We start from the raw sequence: 19,894 nt of genomic DNA, 5'->3' as shown, positions 1-19,894 counted from the left end.
CCGGTGCGCTCGCGGTCGTCGGCGGGGAAGGCTACGGCGCTTCGGCCGCGGTCGTCGGTGCGGTCGCGGTCGTCGGCGGGGAAGGCGACGGCGCTTCGGTCGGTGGCGAAGCGGGAAAACGGGTCCTGGCCGTCGCCGGGCCGGGATGCCGCGGCGTCGGGATTGCCCTGCTGCGGGCGGCCGAGCGCACTCGAGCGCACTCCGCCGGTCGCGGGGTCTTCCCGGCCGCGCTCGAGGCCATGCGCGCGGATCAGCGGTTTGATCCGCGCCGCCAGCCAGATCCGGTACTCCTTCCGGGCGTACGCGCCCGTCGCGTACAGCTCCTGGTAGCGCGACATCAACTCGGGGTGGTCGCGGGCCAGCCACTGCAGGTACCAGTCCTTGACCCCGGGGCGCAGGTGCAGCGCGGTGTACATGATGTTCGACGCGCCGGCCGCCTTCGCCTGGCGCAGCGCGGCGTCAAGGTGCGCCTTCGTGTCGGTGAGGAACGGCAGGATCGGCATCATGAACACCGAGCAGTCGAGCCCGCGCTCGCGCACCGCGGTCACCGTGGCGAGGCGGGCGGCGGTGGACGGGGTGCCGGGCTCCACCGACTGCTGCAGTTCGTCGTCGTAGATGGCGATCGACATCGCCAGGTCGACGGGGACGACGCCGCTGGCCTCGACGAGCAGGTCGAGATCACGGCGCAGCAGCGTGCCCTTGGTGAGGATGGACAACGGCGTTCCGGATTGAGCGAGGGCGGCGATGATCCCGGGCATCAGCCGGTAGCGGCCCTCCGCCCGCTGGTACGGGTCGGTGTTCGTGCCCAGGGCCACCGGATGCCGGCCCCAGCTCGGCTTCGCGAGCTCCTTGCGCAGCACCTCGGCCACGTTGACCTTCACGATGATCTCGTTGTCGAAGTCTTTGCCGGCGTCGAGCTCGAGGTACGTGTGCGTCGGGCGAGCAAAGCAGTAAGAGCACGCGTGAGAGCAGCCCCGGTAGGGGTTGATGGTCCAGCCGAACGGCATCGCGCTCTGGCCGGGCACCCGGTTGAGCGCGGACTTGGCGAGCACCTCATGGAAGGTGATGCCGGCGAATTCGGGCGTGCGCACACTGCGCACGAGGTTGTTCAGCCGGGCCAGACCGGGCAGCGCGCCCGTCTGCTCCGTGCTCAGTTCCTGCGCGCTCCACCTCATGCAGATATTCGAACACACGTTCGAGCATTAAGCAAGCGGATGCCGCGCCCGACCGCCCGCCCGCCCGCCCGGAGAAAATCGCGACACGCCGTCTGTGCGGGCAGGACACACCGCGTTCCGCGAAAAACTCCATCCCGGAGGTGCGCCGCGGCGCGAGCGCCGCGAGTCCCCGCGCCGCGAGTCCCCGCGCGCAGCGCCGCGAGGCGGCACGCGCTACGCGCTACGCGGTAAGATTCAGCGCGGCGGCGGTGGCGGCGAGCGACGCGGCCGCGGCGGCCGGGTCGTCGGAGAGCTTCGTGCCAAGGCTCGGGATCATCTCGCGCAGCTTGGACTCCCAGGCCGGGTACCGCTCCGGGAAGCACCGCTTGATCAGGTCGACCATGATCGGCGCCGCGGTCGACGCACCCGGGGAGGCGCCGAGCAGCCCGGCGATCGTGCCGTCGGCCGAGGCGATGACCTCGGTGCCGAACTGGAGCACGCCACCCTGATCGGGGTCCTTCTTCATGACCTGCACGCGCTGCCCGGCGGTGATGAGCTCCCAGTCGGCCAGTTTTGCGGTGGGGATGAACTCCTGCAGCGCCCTGAGCTTCGTGGCCTTCGAGGCGAAAACCTCGCCGATCAGGTATTTCATCAGCCCGAAGTTGTGTGCGGCCACGGCGAGCATCGGCCCGATGTTGTGCGCGCGGATCGAGAACGGCAGATCGAACCAGGTGCTCGATTTGAGGAACTTGGGCGTGAAACCGGCATACGGGCCGAAGAGCAGCGAGGCTTGCCCGTCGACGATGCGGGTGTCCAGGTGCGGCACCGACATCGGCGGGGCTCCCACGGCGGCCTTGCCATAGACCTTGGCCTGGTGCTGGGCGACGAGCTTCGGGTTCGTGGTGCGCAGGAACTGCCCGCTGATCGGGAAGCCACCGAAGCCCTTGATCTCGGGGATGCCGCTCTGCTGCAGCAGGGCGAGCGCGCCGCCGCCCGCGCCGACGAAGACGAACCGGGCGTTGACCTGGCTCGGGTGCCCGCCGACCAGACGGCGCAGGTTCAGCCGCCAGCTGCCATCCGTAAGCTGTTTCAGGCCGGTGACCTGCTGGTTCACGTGGATGCCCGCGCCGGATTCGGCGAGGCTCTCGAACAGGTACCGGGTCAGGGCACCGAAGTCAACGTCGGTGCCGGAGACGATCCGGGTCGCCGCGATCTTGTGGCCCTTGGGCCGGTTCCTGGTGAGCAGCGGGGTCCAGGTGCCGATCACGGCCGGGTCCTCGCTGTATTCCATGCCGTGGAACAGCGGCTGGTTCTCGAGCGCCGCGAACCGCTTGCGCAGGTAGGCGACGTTGTCCTTGCCGCGCACGAACGTCATGTGCGGGGTGGAGTTGATGAAGTTGGTGGGCTCGGGCAGCGCGCCGGTCGTGACCAGGTGCGCCCACAGCTGGCGGCTGATCTGGAACTGCTCGTTGATGCTCACGGCCTTGTCGGCGGTGACGGAGCCGTCCTTGGCCGCGGGCATGTAGTTGAGTTCGCAGAGGGCCGCATGGCCGGTGCCGGCGTTGTTCCACGGGTTGGAGCTTTCCTGGGCGACCTCGCCCAGACGCTCATAGACCTCGATGCTCCAGTCGGGCTGCAACTGCTTGATCAGGGTACCGAGGGTGGCGCTCATGATGCCGCCACCAATTAATACGACATCGACCTTCGCCATTGGATTCACACTTTTCAGTGTATCTCCGGCGAACGGATGCTCCGTGCAGCTCAGCCCGTGACGCTCGCCCCCGGCGCCTGCCGGCCCGTCGATGTGCGGGCGGAGGCCCGGCCGGCGGCCGGCTTGATCCGCTGGTAGGTCTCCAGGTAACGATCGACCGGGATGCTCGCCACCGTGCGGGCGATGATGCCGAGGTCGACGTCGGCGAGGGTCTTGAACCTCAGGCAGCTCTTGCCCATGTTCAGCGTGCGGCCGGTGGCTGCCCACTCGGCGCGGAACGCGGCATCCGCCTCGGGGTCGCCGTAGAGCCCCATCAGGTAGAGCGAGTTGTAGTTCTTCTGGGCGGCGACGCTGACGTAGGCCAGCGGCGCTCCGTTGTAGGTGTCCGGAAAGGTCTCCAGTGGGATCACCCAGCCCGGCATCCCCCAGTACATGCCCAGCACGTAGCCGGGCGGCATGGCGTCGCGCACCGTGTCGATCACCGGGTAGAGCACGGCGCGCTGGTCCGGTTCGAGGTCGGCGAAGTAGTTCTCGACCTCGGCGGGGACGGGCTCTGTGCTCATCCCCCCAGAATAACCGGTGCGGTGGCCCGTGCGGCGGCCGGTGGGCGGCCGGTGGACGGCCGATCAGGCCGCCGGCACCGCGAATGGGCCGGGGGCGCCCGGAACCGCCGGGAGCGCCGCAACGCCCTCGGGGTCGAATGTGTCCCGGACCAGCGCGGGAATGATCCGCGGCACCACCGCGGCGGCACCGTACTGCTCGAGCCGGTTCAGGGTGTGCTCGAAGCTCTCCGGAACGCCGTAGTGGAAGCCCTGGGCGCTGCGGATGCCGAGGGCACTCAGGTGCGACGCCATGGTCTCGTTCTCCACACCCTCGACGATCATCGAGTACTCGAGGTTGTCGCCGAAGCCCTGCAGCGCGGTGAGCACCTCGCGCTGCCGGATGTCGTCGAGGTCGTCGACGAGGCTCTTGTCGATCTTGAGGATGTCCATCGGCATCCGCACCAGCGAGTCGACCGAGGAATCCTGGGAGCCGTAGTCGTCGAGCGCGATCATCAGGCCGAGATCGCGCATCCGGTCGGCCTGGGCACGGATGGCCGGGGTTACCTTGGCCATCGACCGCTCGTTCAGCTCGAGGCAGAGCGAGATCCCGGGGTAACGGTCGGCGAGGTCCTCGACGAACGTGCCGACACGGTCGGGCAGGATCTGGCCGGCCTCAACGTTGAAGGTCATGCAGACGACCCTGGGCTCGACCAGCCGGAAGTCGGCGGCCGCGGCCATGGCCTTCACGGCGACCTGCCGGGTCATCGCGTCGAGCCGGCCCAGGCCCTTCGCCTTCTCCACGATCGACGGCGGCGACAGCGGGCCCAGGTCGGGGTCGGTGTAGCGCACGAGCGCTTCGAACGCCCAGATCTGGCCGGTGATCAGGCTGACGATGGGCTGGAAGGCGAGTTCGAGCAGGTCCTCGTCGATGGCCCGGGCGATGATGTCGTTCATCTGGCTCGAGCGGTGGCTGGAGATGTTGATGCTGCTCTCGTGCGCTGAGCCGCCCCGGCGCCGGGTCTTCTTGATCGCGAGCATGGCCCGGTCGGCATCCTGCACGAGCTGGGTGACGTCGGTCTCCCGGTGGGCGGAATAGGCCAGCCCGATGCTCATCATCGGGTTGAACGTGGTCGGGCCGACGATGAGCGGCTCACCGGTGGTGGCCAGGATGCGTTCGGCCACGACCTTCGCCTCACCGAGGGAGGTGAGGTGGGTCAGGATGACCACGAACTCGTCGCCGCCGACCCGGGCGACCAGGTCGTCGGGGCGCACGACGGCGCGCAGGCGCCGGCCGAGCTCGCGCAGCACCTCGTCGCCGGCCGCGTGGCCGTGCCGGTCATTCAAGCGTTTGAAGTCGTCGAGGTCGAGGAAGAGCACCGCGAGGGCCTCGGAGTAGTCGCGGTGGTCGTTGATGTTCGCGAGGGCGGCCTGGAAGGCGCCGTAGTTGGGCAGGCCGGTGAGCGGGTCGGTGTTCGCCCGCAGGGTCAGCCCCGCCACGTTCTGGCCGGCCTTGACCACCATCTCGGCGGTCGTGACCAGGGCCGCGAGCGCCCGGCGGTCGTTCCCGGTGAAGGCGCCGTCCATCGCATCGCGGCTGACCACGATGTACCGCGCGGCGCCCGGCGCGACGAACGACAGCGGCAGGCTGATCTCACCGGGCCGGGCCGGCTCGCCCCGCACGACGACCGCTTCGACCCCGACCGAGTCGGCGACGGCCTGGCAGAGCACCTCGGCGATCTCGGCCCCTGACCGCGCGCCGGTCTCGGCATCCGCGCTCAGGGAGCTGGCGCCGGCGACCAGGCCCGCCAGCCGTCGCCGCATGTCGGCGAAGACGGAGACGACCTTGACGATCGAGGCCACGATCACGATTCCGAGGAGCACCTCGAGCGTGTTCACGGTCGCGCTCACCTCGACCAGGAACGGCGGGCCGGCGTCGCTCCAGAGCGCGCCGACCACGGCGACGAGGACGGCGCCCAGGAGCGCGCCGGTCAGCCGCAGCGGGCAGAGCAGCGGGCGCCCGCCCCGGTCGACGGGGGGATCGATGATCCGTTTGCGCAAAATCTCCACCAGGAGCACGAATCCGATGTAGCCGGCGCAGGCCGCGGCCACCGCGGCGAGGTCGGTGATTCCGAGGGCCCGCAGACCGGCGAACAGGCCGACGGAGACGAGCCCGCCCAGGCTTTGCAGGCCGGCGCTGTAGAGGGCGACAGTGAGGCGGCCCGCTTCGAGGAGAACGGCCAGGAGCACGCCGAGCGCGATCGTCCCGATCGCCGTCTGCATCGGCAGCAGGGTGGCGAGGGCCGGCAGGGCGAGAACCGGGAGGGCGATCATCGGGCTGCGGTGCGCGACGCTGCCGAGACGCACCCAGGTGAGTTCGAGCACCCCGGCGCAGAGCACCCCGACTGTGGCGACGGCCCAGTGCTCCTGCGGAGCCGGCACGAGGGAGATCACCGCGACGACGATCGTCAGGAGGGCCGCTGCGGCGAAGACGGCGAGGCCGTAGCGTCTCACGTTTGCTGCCACCGAATACCCGCCCATGTTTCCAAACATTAGTGCACCGGCCGCCGTGCCTGCGCCCCCCACTCCCGGTGTCCCGCGGGGCGCGGGGGCGGAGGCGAGACCGGTCGTGCGGGCAGGACCCGGCGGGCCGGATCCGCTCGGCTCAGGAGACCAGCAGGCCCGCGGCGACGAGTTCGGCGATCTGCACCGCGTTGAGCGCGGCGCCCTTGCGGAGGTTGTCGCTGGTGATGAACAGGGCAAGGCCGCGCCCGTTCGGCACACCGCTGTCCTGGCGGACCCGGCCGACGAAGCTCGGGTCCTGGCCGGCCGCTTCGAGGGGAGTCGGGACATCCGTCACGACCACGCCGGGCGCGGTGGCGAGCAGTTCGAGCGCGCGGGCGACCGTGAGCGGGTTGGCGAACTCAGCGTTGATGGAGAGCGAATGCCCGGTGAAGACGGGCACCCGCACGCAGGTGCCGGAGACGAACAGGTCGGGCAGGCCGAGGATCTTGCGACTCTCGTTGCGAAGCTTCTTCTCCTCGTCGGTCTCGAACTCGCCGTCGTCGACGATCGACCCGGCCAGCGGCACCACGTCGAAGGCGATGGGGCGGGCGTAGAGCACGGGGTCGGGCATGGCCACGGCGGAGCCGTCGTGCACGAGCTGGAGCAGGTTGTCGCTCAGCGCCGCGGCGCGCACCTGGCTGGCCAGTTCCCGGGCCCCGGCAAGTCCGCTGCCGGACACGGCCTGGTAGGTGCTCACGATCAGTCGTTCGAGGCCGGCCTCGTCGTGCAGCACCTTGAGCACGGGCATGGCGGCCATGGTGGTGCAGTTCGGGTTGGCGATGATGCCCTTGACGGCCTGCGTGATCGCCTCGGGGTTGACCTCGCTCACGACGAGCGGAACGTCGGGGTCCATCCGCCAGCCGGAGGAGTTGTCGATGACGGTGACGCCGGCCGCGGCGAAGCGCGGCGCCTGGGCGCGGGAGAGCGTGGCGCCGGCGGAGAAGATGGCGACGTCGAGGCCGGTCGGGTCGGCGGTGGCCGCGTCTTCGACGACGATCTTCTCGCCCTTCCACGGCAGGGTGGTGCCGGCGGAGCGGGCGGAGGCGAAGAAACGGATGCCGGCGACCGGGAAGTCCCGTTCCTCCAGCAGGCGGCGCACGACGGCGCCGACCTGGCCGGTGGCCCCGACGACGCCGATCTGGATTCCTGCGGTGCTGGTCACGATGTTGTCCTTACGGTTGCCATTCGGTCCGACCCGGTCGATCTTCCTGAGTCAATGTTCATAAATCCTGCAATTCTTCCAGTTCGTGGCTGGAGGCGGCACTCCCGGCGGATCTCAGTCGAAATTGCAGGAGTTATGCGCGAAGCGGCGTCGGCGCTGCCGAGGCGGCAGGGCCGGACGGATGCCGGCTAGCGGCCGGTGCCGCCGTGCACGATCGCGTCGTCGGCGGAGTCGAGCCCGAAGGCCGTGTGCACCACCCGGAGCGCCTCGTTGATGGTGTCGGCGCGGGTGACGACGGAGATGCGGATCTCACTGGTCGAGATCATCTCGATGTTGATCCCGGCCTCGTAGAGCGCCTCGAACAGCCGGGCCGAGACGCCGGTGTTGGTGCGCATCCCGGCGCCGACGAGCGCCAGCTTGCCGATCTGGTCGTCGTACTGCAGGCCGGCGAAGCCCACGTTGTCCTGCTCGTTGGTCAGCGCGGTGAGCACCTGCTGGCCCTCCGACTTGGGGAGGGTGAAGGAGATGTCGGTCAGCCCCGTGGACGCGGCGGACACGTTCTGGACGATCATGTCCACGTTCGCGTTCGTCTTCGCGACGATCTTGAAGATCTGCGCGGCCTTGCCGGGGATGTCGGGGACACCGACGACCGTGACCTTGGCTTCGCTCAGGTCGGCGGCGACCCCGGCGATGATTGGCTCTTCCACTGTCTCTCCATTCGAGGATGCGGGATTGGGCTCGGCGGCCTCGGGGACCGACGAGATCGGGATTGCGCTGGTCGGGCTGGTCGTCTCCGAGTTGTAGACGATGGTGCCGAGGTTGTTGTTGAACGAGGACCGTACGTGCAGGGTCACCCCGTGCCGCCGGGCGTATTCCACCGCGCGAATGTAGAGCACCTTGGCGCCGGCGGCGGCGAGCTCGAGCATTTCCTCGCTCGTGATCCGGTCGAGCTTGTGCGCGCGCGGCACGACGCGGGGGTCGGCCGTGAAGACGCCGTCGACATCTGTGTAGATCTCGCAGATGTCGGCGCCCAGGGCGGCGGCGAGGGCGACGGCGGTGGTGTCGGAGCCGCCGCGGCCGAGGGTGGTGATGTCCTTGGTGTCTCGGTTGAAGCCCTGGAAGCCGGCGACGATCGCCACGGCCCCGTCGTCGAGGGCGTCACGGATGCGGCCCGGGGTCACGTCGACGATGCGGGCGGCGCCGTGGTGGGCATCCGTGATCATGCCGGCCTGGCTGCCGGTGAAGGAGCGGGCGTCGTAGCCCATGCTCTTGATCGCCATCGCCAGCAGCGCCATCGAGATGCGCTCGCCCGCGGTGAGGAGCATGTCGAGTTCGCGCGGGGCGGGGATCGGGGTGACCTGGTGGGCCAGGTCGAGGAGTTCGTCGGTCGAGTCGCCCATCGCGGAGACGGCGACGACGACCTCGTTGCCGGCCTTGCGGGTGTCGACGATGCGCTTGGCCACGCGCTTGATGCTTTCCGCGTCGGCGACGGACGAACCGCCGAACTTCTGCACGATCAAGCTCACGTGGGACTCCTGAACATCGGGTAGGCGGGCACGGCCCAAGGTCCCATCATAAATGCGTTTGTATTCGGCGGCGGCAATGTGACGCTGTGCGCCGGGCACCGGGCACGTTGGATCGGAGTTCCTTGCGACACGCCGTCTGGACGGGCGCCGGCGGCGGCGTGTCGCAAGGAACTCCGATCGAACGTGGGTGACGGATGCCGGGGCGCGGCGTGGACGGGCATCCCCAGGGCGGCCTCGGTCAGTGCGTGACGGTGCGTCGACCCTCGAAGGCCCGGCCCAGGGTGACCTCGTCGGCGTATTCCAGGTCGCCGCCGACCGGCAGCCCCGACGCGAGGCGGGTGACCTTGATCTCGAGCGTCGTGAGCAGCCGGGACAGGTAGGTGGCCGTCGCCTCGCCCTCGAGGTTGGGGTCGGTCGCGATGATGACTTCCTGCACCGTGTTGTCGGCGAGGCGCTGCATCAGCTGGCGAATGCGCAGGTCGTCGGGTCCGATGCCGTCGATGGGGCTGATCGCACCGCCGAGCACGTGGTAAAGCCCCTTGAACTCGCGGGTGCGTTCGATCGCGACGACGTCCTTGGCCTCTTCGACGACGCAGATCATGGCCGGGTTGCGGCGGGGGTCGCGGCAGATCAGGCAGGTCTCCTGTTCGGAGACGTTGCCGCAGATGGAGCAGAACCGCACCTTGTCGCGCACCTCGAGCAGCACGTTCGCGAGGCGGGTCACGTCGAACTGCTCGGTCTGCAGGATGTGGAATGCGATCCGCTGGGCCGACTTCGGGCCGATGCCGGGGAGCCGGCCGAGTTCGTCGATCAGTTCCTGAACGATGCCTTCGTACATGGACTAGTCGCCTCTGCTTCGGGATACCGGGATGTGGTCTTGTTCTTCGAGGAAGGTCGCGCCGAGGATCTCGCGGACGACCGATTCCCCGTAGCGCTGCTTCTCGGCGAAGGCCGGTGCGCGGCGGGCCGCGGCGCCTGCCGGGGCCCTGCCCGCCTGCGGTGCCGTGCGAGTGGCGGCGGCTGTGGCTGTGGCAGAGGGCTGGATACCTGCACCGGAGGGGGCGGCGGACACCACAACGGGTGACCGGGGGTCCGGCGCGGATTCCGGTGGACGCGCCGACCTGTCGAAGCGGTCGGGCGGATACTCGTCATCGGGAGGCACATCGCCGTCGTCGTAGGGCGGCGGCTCGTCATCGGCGGACGACTGCGCCGCGGGGGTGCCGCTCCTTGCCGCGCGTACGACGGCCGAAGCGGGCGCGGCGGCCCGCGCAGGCTCCGCGGCCGAAGCGGGCGCGGCGGCCGGGACCGGCCTGGCGGCCGGAGTCGGCGCTGATGCCGAGCCGGGGATGACCGCGGTCGCCCAGGCGGTGACTGTCTCTCCGGTCGACGCCGCGGGCCTGGCCGGATGCTCCGAGCGCTGCTGCGCCGGTGAGCCTGGGCCGGAACCCGCGCGGGAATCGGCGTCGAGGCCGGAACCCGCGCGGTAATCGGCGTCGAGGCCGGAACCGGCATCGGAGCCGTCGGCATCAGCATCGGCGTTGGCGTTGGCATCGGCGTTGGCGTTGGCATCAGCGGCGGCAGCGCGCCCAGGCGCGCGCGCCGGCTCAGACTGGGGAACGATCGGCTCACCGCCGGGCACGCTCGGCGCTGCGCCCGGCACGCTCGGCTCGGCACCGGGCACGCTCGGATCGGCACCGGGCACGCTCGGATCGGCACCGGGCAGGCCTTCAGCCTCCGGGTCGGAAGCGGCGTTGAGCACTCTCTCGCGCTCCGGGTCGGACTCGGCGTCGGACTCGGCGTCGGAGCCGGAACCGGAGCCGGAGCCGGACTCGGAGCCGGAGCCGGACTCGGAGCCGATGCCGGACTCGGCGTCGGAACCGGTGCCGGGCTCGGTGTCGGGCGGCGTGTCCTCGGCCGGCGGTGCGTCGTCGTCGGTGGGCGGCGCCGGCTCGGTCGCCGGAACAGTCGTGTCTCCGGCGGCGCGCCCTGCTCCCCCGCGGTTGGCCGCGGCTCCGGACCGTTCCGGAACACTCCGGTCTTCGGTGCGGGCGGATGCCGACGGGCCCACGGGGGTCCGCAGGGCGGACGGCGCCCCTGCGCCGCCGCTGCCGCCGCCGTCGGGGCCGCCCGGGCGGTCGACCCTGGCGGTGAGACGCGGCGTGAAGCCGAGCACGTCGTTGATCGCGCGCTTGAGGAAGTCGCCGACGCCCTGGCCCGGCGCGGCGGGCTGTTTGAGCCCCTCGACGTCTTTCTGGCTCGGGAACGACAGAACGAGCAGGTCGCCGTCGCGCAGTTCCAAGGCCTTGGCGGTGTAGAGCACCAGCCAGGCGCTGGTCTTTGCGGCCTGAACGGCCTCGAGCACCTCGGGCCAGGCATCCCTCACCTGCTGGAAGGTGACCGGTCCGACCGGGCGCACGGTGACGGATGCCGCGACTTCGGCCGCCGGGACGGCGCGCGGAGCGGGCGCAGCCGGGGCGGCTGGGGCGGTCGAGCCGGCGCCGGCCGAGACCGTCGTGCTGCCCGAGGTCGTGCTGCCCGAGACCGCCGTGGGGTCCGAGGTCGTGCGACCCGCGGGCGGAGTCGCTGCGGGATTCGCGGAGGTCGCCGGCCGGGCGGAAGCCGCCGGTGTCGCCGGGGCGGTCGCTGTCGCCGGGGCGGGCGCGGCATCCGTCGTCTGGCGGACGGAGTTCGCGGAGTCGACCGCGACCACGGAACCGGCGCCCCCGTCGACGCCGATCCGGCGTTCGAGCCGTTCGACCCGGGCGAGGGCACCGCGGGTGGAGTCGTCGCTGGCGGGGATGAGCACCCGGGCGATCATCAGTTCGAGGTGGAGGCGCGGCGAGGTGGCGCCGGTCATCTCGGTCAGCGCGGCGTTGAGGATGTCGGCGGTGCGCGACAGCTCTGCGGGGCCGAACTTGGCGGCCTGCAGGGCCATCCGGTCGAGCTCGTCCTGCGGCACGCCGCGGAGCACGGCCGCTGCGCCCGCGGCGGAGGTCGCCGCGACGATGATCAGGTCACGCATGCGCTCGAGCAGGTCCTCGACGAAACGCCGCGGGTCCTGCCCGGTCTGGATGACCCGGTCGACCGCGTCGAACGCGGCGGATGGGTCGCGCGCGGCGATCGCATCGATGGACTCGTCGAGCAGGGACGCGTTGGTGTAGCCGAGCAGCGCGACGGCGCGCTCGTATTCCACGGAGTGCCCGTCGGAGCCGGCCATCAGCTGGTCGAGCAGGGACAGGGTGTCACGGGGCGATCCGCCGCCGGCGCGCACGACGAGCGGCAGCACCCCGGGCGCGACCGTCATGGTCTCGCTCTCACAGAGAGTCTGGACGTATTCGAGCATCGGCCCGGGCGGCACCAGCCGGAACGGGTAGTGGTGCGTGCGCGAACGGATGGTGCCGATCACCTTTTCGGGCTCCGTCGTCGCGAAGATGAACTTGACGTGCTCCGGCGGCTCTTCGACGATCTTGAGCAGCGCGTTGAAGCCCTGCGGCGTGACCATGTGCGCCTCGTCGAGGATGAAGATCTTGTAGCGGTCGCGGGCCGGCGCGAAGATGGCGCGCTCACGGATGTCCCGGGCGTCGTCGACGCCGTTGTGGCTGGCCGCGTCGATCTCGACCACGTCGAGCGAGCCGCCGCCGTCGCGGGACAGCTCGACGCAGCTCGGGCAGACGCCGCACGGGGTGTCGGTCGGGCCCTCGGCGCAGTTCAGGCAGCGGGCGAGGATGCGGGCGGACGTCGTCTTGCCGCAGCCGCGGGGGCCGCTGAACAGGTAGGCGTGATTCACCCGATTCGTGCGCAGCGCAGTCATCAGGGGTTCGGTCACCTGGGACTGGCCGATCATCTCGGCAAAGGTCTCTGGCCGGTAGCGGCGATACAGGGCGGTAACCACGGGTCAATCGTAGTCGGCGCCACTGACAGTCCGCCCCGGCCTGTGGACGGCCCCGGCGCGGCATCCGTCGCCACCGACCGCCCCCGCGCTCACCGCGCTCACCGGGCTCACCGGGCTCACCCCGTTGGGGATGGAGATTCTCGCGACACGCCGCTTCCACGGGCGACGGATGCCGCGGGGCGCGAAAAACTCCATCCCCGCGGCATGCGTCGGCGCGGCCCAACCGCCCGCGCCGAAGGTCCGCGACAGCCCGCGGCTCGCCATCCCCCCACAGCGCTCGCGGAACGCCGCTTCTCACGCATCGCCCGCGTTCCGCCGCGGCCGGCCACGGCCGGCGGACCCTGAGCGCATGCACAGCGCGGCATCCGTCATCTGTTCGCTCGGCCACGTCGCGACGACGGCCGAACTCCGGCGCCGCGGAGTCTCCCCCGGCGCCCTGCGCGACGCCCTCGCCGGCGGGGCCGTGGCCCGTGCGGTGCGCGGCGTCTACGTCTGCGCCCATGCCGACCCTGACCAGCGAACCGCCACAGCGGCCTTCGGCCGGATCAGCTGCCTCAGCGCCCTCCGCCGGGCCGGGGTCTGGACCGGGCTCGACCGCTCCCTCCACCTGCAGCTTCCGCCGCACGCCCGCGGCGACCGGCCGGCCGCCGACCGGAACGGGCGGCCGATCCACTACCACTGGGCGGTCCCCCGGTTCCCCGACTCCCGGCGATCCTGGCTGGTCTCTCCGATGGAGGCCGTGTGGCAGGCCATCCGCTGCCTCGACGAGGAGAACGCGATCGCCTGCCTCGAGTCCGCGGTGCACGAACGTCTGCTCACGGTCGACGAGGTGCGGCGGGTCTGCGGGCGGGCGCCCGCCCGGCTGCAGCGGGGCATCCGTGAGCTGGAATTCACGGCCGGGTCGGGCATGGAGACCATCGTGCGGCGACGGCTCCGGCACGCCGGTTACACCGTGGTCGCCCAGGTGCAGGTCACGGGAGTCGGCGACGAGGACCTGCTCGTCGAGGACTGCGTCGCCCTGGAGACCGACGGCGAGAAGTGGCACGGCCCTGACCGGTTCCACTTCGACCGGAACCGCGACCTCAAGACGGAGGGCCTGGGCCGCCGGGCGCTCCGGCTCACCCACGACCAGGTGATGTACGACTGGGAGACGACGTTCCTCAGCATCACACGCGTGGTCGACGACGCCAAACGGGAGCAGACCCGCCGCTTCGGCCGGGTCATCCTGCACGCCGACGATCCGCTCTGACCCCGCGCCCGCCGTTCGGGATGGAGATTCTCGCGACACGCCGCTTCCACGGGCAACGGATGCCGCGGGTTTCGAAAAACTCCATCTCGGCGCTTCTCCGCCCCGCGCCGCGCCCCGCGCCCCGCGGGAGCGAGGCGCGGCGCGGAACGACGCGCTACTTCGAGGGGTGGGTGCGGTTGATCGTCGCGAGGGTCTGACGGGCGATCTCCAGCTCCTCGTTCGTCGGAATGACGAGCACGGTGACCTTCGAGGCATCCGTGGAGATCACCCGGGGCTTGCGCGACTTGGCCTCGTTGCGCACGGGGTCGATCTCGATCCCCATGCCCTCCAGGCCGGCCAGTGAACCGGCGCGCACGATCGGCGAGTTCTCGCCGACGCCCGCGGTGAAGACGATGACGTCGACGCTGCCGAGCTGCGCGTAGTAGGAGCCGACATAGCCCTTGAGCCGGTGGAAGTACACGTCGAGGGCGGCCTGGGCGACCGGGTCGCCCGCGATCGACGCGTCCTCCACGTCGCGCATGTCGCCGTTGCCGGCCAGCGCGAGCATGCCGCCGCGGCGGTTGAGCAGGTCGTCGAGTTCGGCGGTGTTCATGCCGGCCCGGCGGCGCAGGTGGAAGATGACGGCCGGGTCGATGTCGCCCGAGCGGGTGCCCATGACGAGCCCCTGCAGCGGGGTCATCCCCATCGAGGTGTCGATCGAACGGCCGCCGTCGACGGCGCAGGCGGAGGCGCCGTTGCCGAGGTGCAGCACGATCGTCTTCAGCTCGGCCAGCGGCCGGTCCAGGAACGTGGCCACGGCCTCGGAGACGAACTTGTGCGAGGTGCCGTGGAAGCCGTACTTGCGCACACGGTACCGGGTGGCCAGGTCCCGGTCGATGGCGTAGGTGTACGCCTCCGGCGGCAGCGTCTGGTGGAACGCGGTGTCGAAGACGGCCACGTGCGGCACGTTTGCGAAGGTGGCGCGGGCGGCACGGATGCCCTGAACGGCGCCCGGGTTGTGCAGCGGCGCGATCTCGGACAGGTCCTCGATGTTCAGCTCCACCAGGTGGGTGATCTCGGTCGGCTCGAAGAACCGGTTCCCGCCCTGCACGACGCGGTGGCCAACGGCGATCAGGTCGGCCTCACTGAGCTGAGGTCCGTGCTCGGTGAAGGCCTCGATCATCACGGCGAAGCCGGCGGTGTGATCGGCGATCGGCAGGTCGCGTTCGGTGCGGTCCGCCTTGGTGGGTCCGGCGTTGTGCCGGGAGTGCCCGATCGGCTCGCCGATGCGTTCGACCAGGCCGCTGGCCAGCTCGGTCTCGGTGTCCATGTCGATCAGCTGGTACTTGAACGACGACGAGCCGGAGTTGACGACCAGGACGGCGCTCATGCGGACACCGCCGCGGTCTCGGTGCGGGCTGCCGCCACGGCGGACAGGGTCGCCGCCTGGATCGCGGTGATGGCTACGGTGTTGACGATGTCCTGCACAAGTGCTCCTCGGGAAAGATCGTTGATGGGTTTGCGAAGGCCCTGCAGGACGGGGCCGATCGCCAGGGCGCCGGCACTGCGCTGGACCGCCTTGTAGGTGTTGTTGCCGGTGTTCAGGTCGGGGAAGATGAACACCGTCGCGCGGCCGGCCACGGCGGAGCCGGGCATCTTCGCGGCGGCGACATCGGCATCCGCTGCCGCGTCGTACTGGATCGGGCCTTCGATGAGCAGGTCGGGCCGGCGTTCGCGCACGAGCTCTGTCGCCGCGCGCACCTTGTCGACATCCGCGCCCTTGCCGGACTCCCCGGTGGAGTAGGAGAGCATGGCGATGCGCGGTTCGATGCCGAACTCCACCGCGGTCTCGGAGGCCGAGATCGCGATGTCGGCCAGCTGCTCCGCGGACGGGTCGGGGTTGACCGCGCAGTCGCCGTAGACGAGCACCTTGTCGGCGAGCGCCATCAGGAACACGCTCGAGACGACGGAGGTGTCCGGCCGGGTCTTGATGATCTCGAAGCTCGGCCGGATGGTGTGCGCCGTGGTGTGGGTGGCGCCGGAGACCATGCCGTCGGCGAGGCCGAGCTGCACCATCATCGTGCCGAAGTAGGACACGTCGGTGACGACATCCATCGCCTGGTCGATCGTGACGCCCTTGTGCGCGCGCAGCTTCGCGTATTCCTCCGCGAACCGGGTGCGCAGCACGTCGTCGAACGGGCTGACCACCTGGGCTTTGGAAATGTCCAGGCCCAGGCCGATCGCCCGGGACCGCACCTCGAACTCCTCGCCGAGGATGGTGATGTCGGCCACGTCACGGGCCAGCAGGGTGGCGGCGGCCCGCAGGATGCGGTCGTCGTCTCCCTCGGGCATGACGATGCGCTTGCGGTTCTTCCTGGCCCGTTCGAGCAGCGTGTACTCGAACATCAGCGGCGTCACCACGTCGGCGCGGCTGACCCGCAGCCGATCGAGCAGCACGGATGCGTCCACGTGGCCTTCGAAGAGGGCCAGCGCGGTGTCGTGCTTGCGCTGCGAGTCCGCCGCCATCCGGCCCGGGGTGTGCGTGATCCTCAGCGCCGCCTCGTAGGAGCCGAGTTCGGTGCGGATGATCGGCACCGACGGCGCGAGGCCGTCGACGAGGCGTTCGATCTCCTCGGGGAGCGCGAAACCGCCCACGAGCACGATGCCCGCGATCGACGGGAAGGTCGCGGAGGAGTTCGCCATCAGCACGGCGAGCAGCACCTGCGGCCGGTCGCTCGGGATGACGACGACGGCGCCGTCGAACAGGCGCGGCAGCACGTTGACCATCGACATGGCCGCGACGACCACGCCCAGCGCCTCCCGCGACAGCAGCGCGGGGTCGCCGTTCACGAGGGTGCCGTTGGTGGACTTGAGGATGCTCTTCATGCTCGGGGCCACGATGTACGGGTCCTCGGGGATCGCCCAGACCGGCACGGAGGCCAGCTGGCTGCCCGGCGCGTCGATCACGCCGCGCACGGAGCCGATCAGTTCGTCGAGGCGCGCGGGGTCGGCCCGGTTGATGATCACCCCGAGCAGGGAGACGTGCTCGTTTCGCAGCTCGGCCAGGGAGACGTCGGTCAGCTGACGGATGTCCTCCGGCCCGCGCGGGTCGCTCTGGCCGAGCCGGTCGCTCTGGTTGAGCACCTCGCCCTGGCCGGGGCCGACCCGGCCGCCGAGCACGAGCAGCACCGGCACGCCGAGGTTCGCGGCGACCCGGAGGTTGAAGGCGAGCTCGGTGGGGCTGCCGACATCCGTGTAGTCGCTGCCGACGACGACGACCGCGTCGCACTTCGCCTCGACGGCCTTGTACCGGGCCACGATCCGGCCGAGGGCCGCGTCGGGGTCCAGGTGCACGTCGTCGTAGCTGACGCCGACGCACTCGTCATAGCTGAGCGGCGGTGTGCTCTTCGCCGACCCGGTGGCCAGGTGCGCGAGCAGCAGCTCGAGCACGTAGTCGGGGTGGTGCACCGAGCGGGCGACGGGCCGGAAGACGCCGACCCGTTCGACCGAGCGGAGCAGGGTGTCCAGCACGCCGAGCGCGATCGTGGACTTGCCGGTGTTGCCCTCTGCCGAGGTGATGTAGATGCTGTCGGCCATTATTCGTTGTCCCCGCCCGTTTCGATCGCATTGGCGACGCCGGCTCCGGCGCCCTGGGCGTCCCAGACCCATTCGGTCACCTCGGGGATGTCTTCCCCGTGGTCGCGGGTGTAGGCGCGGGCCCGCAGGCGCGCATCCTGCATCTCCTGGCGGAGCAGCCCGGCTCGGGCGCCGAGGCCCGGAACCCGGTCGATGACGTCCATCACCAGGTGGTACCGGTCGAGGTCATTGAGCATGACCATGTCGAACGGGGTCGTGGTGGTGCCTTCCTCCTTGTACCCGCGGGCGTGCAGGTTGGCATGGCCGTGGCGCTTGTAGGTCAGGCGGTGGATCAGCCACGGGTAGCCGTGGTAGGCGAACACGATCGGCTTGTCGGCGGTGAAGAACGCGTCGAACTCGGCGTCGCTGAGCCCGTGCGGGTGGTCGGCCTCGGACTGCAGGCGCATCAGGTCGACGACGTTGACCACGCGCACCTTGAGTTCGGGGATCGCCTCCCGCAGGATCGCGGCCGCGGCCAGGATCTCCAGGGTCGGCACCTCTCCGGCGGCGGCGAGCACGACATCCGGCTCGGTGCCGGCGACCTCGGTGCCGGCCCAGTCGAAGATGCCGAGGCCGCGCTCGCAGTGCGCGACGGCCTGGTCCATGGTCAACCAGTTCGGCGCGGGCTGCTTGCCGGCGACGACGACGTTCACATAGTCGACGCTGCGCAGGCAGTGGTCGTAGATGGAGAGCAGCGTGTTGGCGTCGAACGGCAGGTAGACGCGCACGACATCCGCGCTCTTGTTGACGACGTGGTCGATGAAGCCCGGGTCCTGGTGCGAGAAGCCGTTGTGGTCCTGGCGCCAGACGTGCGAGGAGAGCAGGTAATTCAGGCTGGAGATCGAACGGCGCCACGGGATCTCGCGGGTCACCTTGAGCCATTTGGCGTGCTGGTTGAACATCGAGTCGACGATGTGGATGAACGCCTCGTAGCAGTTGAACAGGCCGTGGCGGCCGGTGAGCAGGTAGCCCTCGAGCCAGCCCTGGCACTGGTGCTCGCTGAGCATCTCCATGATCCGTCCGGCCCGGTCGAGGTTGGTGTCGCCCGGGTGGTACTCGCCGTTCCAGGTCTTGTCCGTTGCCGCGAACACGGCAGGGGCGAGCCGGTTGGATGCCGTCTCGTCCGGCCCGAAGATGCGGAAGTTGTCGGGGTTGTCGCGGATGACGTCGGCCAGCCAGATGCCGAGCACCTTGGTGGCCTCGTCGGTGGTCGCGCCGGGCGACGGCACGTCGACGGCGTAGTCGCGGAAGTTCGGCAGCCGCAGGTCCTTGCGGAGCAGTCCGCCGTTGGAGACCGGGTTGGCGCTCATCCGCAGGTCGCCGACCGGGGCGAGGGCCGTGATCTTCGCGACCGGGGCGCCGGCCTCGTCGAAGAGTTCCTCCGGCCGGTAGGAGGCGAGCCAGCCCTCGAGCAGCCGGGTGTGCTCAAGCGTGTCGCGGGCGTTGCTCAGCGGCACCTGGTGCGAACGCCAGGAGTCGACGACCTGCACGCCGTCGATCGTTGTCGGGCAGGTCCAGCCCTTGGGGGTGCGCACGATGATCATCGGCCAGCGCGGGCGTTCGGTGTCGCCGGCCAGGGCGCGGGCCTTGATGTCGGCGATCTCGTTGAGCACCTCGTCGAGGGTCTCGGCCATCCGCTGGTGCACCAGGAGCGGGTCTTCCTCGTTGAACCCGCCGGAGACGATGTAGGGCTTGTGGCCGTAGCCGCGCATCAGGTCGAGGAGTTCCTCCTCGGGGATGCGGGCGAGCACGGTGGGGTTGGCGATCTTGTAGCCGTTGAGGTGCAGGATCGGCAGCACGACGCCGTCGACGAGCGGGTCGACGAACTTGTTCGAGTGCCAGCTGGTGGCGAGCGGGCCGGTCTCGGCCTCGCCGTCGCCGACGACGGCGGCGACGAGCAGGTCGGGGTTGTCGAAGGCCGCACCGTAGGCGTGGCTGAGCGCGTAGCCGAGCTCGCCGCCCTCATGGATCGAGCCGGGCGTTTCGGGTGAGGCGTGGCTGGGGATGCCGCCCGGGAAGGAGAACTGGCGGAACAGGGCCTTGACGCCGCGTTCGCTCTGCTCGATACCGGAGTAGATCTCGCTGTAGGTGCCGTCGAGGTAGGCGTTGGCAACCATGCCGGGGCCGCCGTGGCCGGGGCCGGTGACATACAGGGTGCTGATGGCGCGTTCCTGGATGGCCCGGTTCAGGTGGGCGTAGAGGAAGTTGAGCCCCGGGGTCGTTCCCCAGTGGCCCAGCAGGCGCGGTTTAATGTGGTCACGGTTGAGGGGTTCACGCAATAACGGGTTGTCCAACAGGTAGATCTGCCCGACCGCCAGGTAATTTGCGGCCCGCCACCAGGCGTCGACGCTGGCGAGGGCGTCTGCACTGAGCGGTTGCGTCTGGCGATGAGGCCAGAGGAAGGATTTACCGGACGATTCAACCATGGGTGCCTCCAGGCACTGTCGGGGCGTTATCTGCGCCCTACCATCCTAGGAGAAA

11 protein-coding genes and 1 pseudogene are annotated in these 19,894 nt (G+C 70.2%); 1 reads left to right on the top strand and 11 read right to left on the bottom strand.

All coding sequences use genetic code 11. The annotated features are described in order from the left end of the window. Positions 1 to 179 precede the first annotated feature (179 nt). The 8 genes and pseudogenes from E3O48_RS02800 to E3O48_RS02765 all read right to left on the bottom strand — a co-directional run. A pseudogene (locus tag E3O48_RS02800) lies at positions 180 to 1,175 on the bottom strand (Rv2578c family radical SAM protein); the annotation flags it as partial. A gap of 220 nt (positions 1,176 to 1,395) precedes the next feature. Next, positions 1,396 to 2,874, bottom strand: a complete 1,479-nt coding sequence (locus E3O48_RS02795) for a malate:quinone oxidoreductase (RefSeq protein ID WP_255453690.1) — start codon at positions 2,872 to 2,874, stop codon at positions 1,396 to 1,398. A 41-nt stretch (positions 2,875 to 2,915) separates the two neighbouring features. Further along, entirely contained in the window at positions 2,916 to 3,428 is a 513-nt protein-coding gene (locus tag E3O48_RS02790) for a DUF1801 domain-containing protein (protein WP_134537233.1), read from the bottom strand. Positions 3,429 to 3,491: 63 nt separating this feature from the next. Then, positions 3,492 to 5,918 carry a bifunctional diguanylate cyclase/phosphodiesterase gene (locus E3O48_RS02785; protein ID WP_134537232.1) on the bottom strand — a complete coding sequence of 809 codons (2,427 nt, stop codon included), beginning with the start codon at positions 5,916 to 5,918 and terminating at the stop codon, positions 3,492 to 3,494. A gap of 151 nt (positions 5,919 to 6,069) precedes the next feature. Next, the gene (locus tag E3O48_RS02780) at positions 6,070 to 7,131 is read right to left on the bottom strand and encodes an aspartate-semialdehyde dehydrogenase (RefSeq protein WP_134537231.1); all 1,062 of its coding nucleotides are present in this window, start codon (positions 7,129 to 7,131) and stop codon (positions 6,070 to 6,072) included. A 188-nt stretch (positions 7,132 to 7,319) separates the two neighbouring features. Continuing rightward, entirely contained in the window at positions 7,320 to 8,657 is a 1,338-nt protein-coding gene (locus tag E3O48_RS02775) for an aspartate kinase (RefSeq protein WP_134507564.1), read from the bottom strand. 238 nt (positions 8,658 to 8,895) lie between these two features. Then, entirely contained in the window at positions 8,896 to 9,495 is a 600-nt protein-coding gene (gene recR, locus E3O48_RS02770) for a recombination mediator RecR (RefSeq protein ID WP_134507565.1), read from the bottom strand. 3 nt (positions 9,496 to 9,498) lie between these two features. After that, a complete protein-coding gene (locus E3O48_RS02765; RefSeq protein WP_134537230.1) occupies positions 9,499 to 12,549 on the bottom strand; it encodes a DNA polymerase III subunit gamma and tau in 3,051 nt (1,016 codons plus the stop codon). Between the two features lie 349 nt (positions 12,550 to 12,898). Here E3O48_RS02765 and E3O48_RS02760 point away from each other — a divergent pair, with 349 nt between their 5' ends. Further along, positions 12,899 to 13,798 (top strand): type IV toxin-antitoxin system AbiEi family antitoxin domain-containing protein, encoded by a 900-nt coding sequence (locus E3O48_RS02760; RefSeq protein ID WP_134537229.1) that lies wholly within the window; start codon positions 12,899 to 12,901, stop codon positions 13,796 to 13,798. Between the two features lie 154 nt (positions 13,799 to 13,952). Here the strand turns inward: E3O48_RS02760 and E3O48_RS02755 are convergent, their stop codons facing one another. The 3 genes from E3O48_RS02755 to E3O48_RS02745 are packed head-to-tail and all read right to left on the bottom strand — an operon-like array spanning position 13,953 to position 19,839. Further along, positions 13,953 to 15,167, bottom strand: coding sequence for an acetate/propionate family kinase (locus tag E3O48_RS02755; protein ID WP_134537228.1), 1,215 nt, complete (start codon positions 15,165 to 15,167; stop codon positions 13,953 to 13,955). After that, the gene (pta, locus tag E3O48_RS02750) at positions 15,164 to 17,374 is read right to left on the bottom strand and encodes a phosphate acetyltransferase (protein ID WP_134508823.1); all 2,211 of its coding nucleotides are present in this window, start codon (positions 17,372 to 17,374) and stop codon (positions 15,164 to 15,166) included. The genes E3O48_RS02755 and pta overlap by 4 nt, the downstream gene beginning before the upstream one ends. After that, positions 17,374 to 19,839, bottom strand: coding sequence for a phosphoketolase (locus E3O48_RS02745; RefSeq protein ID WP_134537227.1), 2,466 nt, complete (start codon positions 19,837 to 19,839; stop codon positions 17,374 to 17,376). Before E3O48_RS02745 ends, pta begins: the two co-directional genes overlap by 1 nt. Positions 19,840 to 19,894: the final 55 nt, after the last annotated feature.

This window comes from Cryobacterium sp. HLT2-28 (assembly GCF_004402495.1).
In the GTDB taxonomy this organism is placed as follows: domain Bacteria; phylum Actinomycetota; class Actinomycetes; order Actinomycetales; family Microbacteriaceae; genus Cryobacterium; species Cryobacterium mannosilyticum.
This window is presented reverse-complemented; position numbering and strand designations above follow the sequence as displayed.

Excerpts from the sequence above, each read along its gene's own strand:
- E3O48_RS02790 (WP_134537233.1), bottom strand. The coding sequence starts at position 3,428 with ATGAGCACAGAGCCCGTCCCCGCCGAGGTCGAGAACTACTTCGCCGAC.
- recR (WP_134507565.1), bottom strand. The coding sequence starts at position 9,495 with ATGTACGAAGGCATCGTTCAGGAACTGATCGACGAACTCGGCCGGCTC.
- E3O48_RS02760 (WP_134537229.1), top strand. The coding sequence starts at position 12,899 with ATGCACAGCGCGGCATCCGTCATCTGTTCGCTCGGCCACGTCGCGACG.
- E3O48_RS02755 (WP_134537228.1), bottom strand. The coding sequence starts at position 15,167 with ATGAGCGCCGTCCTGGTCGTCAACTCCGGCTCGTCGTCGTTCAAGTAC.
- pta (WP_134508823.1), bottom strand. The coding sequence starts at position 17,374 with ATGGCCGACAGCATCTACATCACCTCGGCAGAGGGCAACACCGGCAAG.
- E3O48_RS02745 (WP_134537227.1), bottom strand. The coding sequence starts at position 19,839 with ATGGTTGAATCGTCCGGTAAATCCTTCCTCTGGCCTCATCGCCAGACG.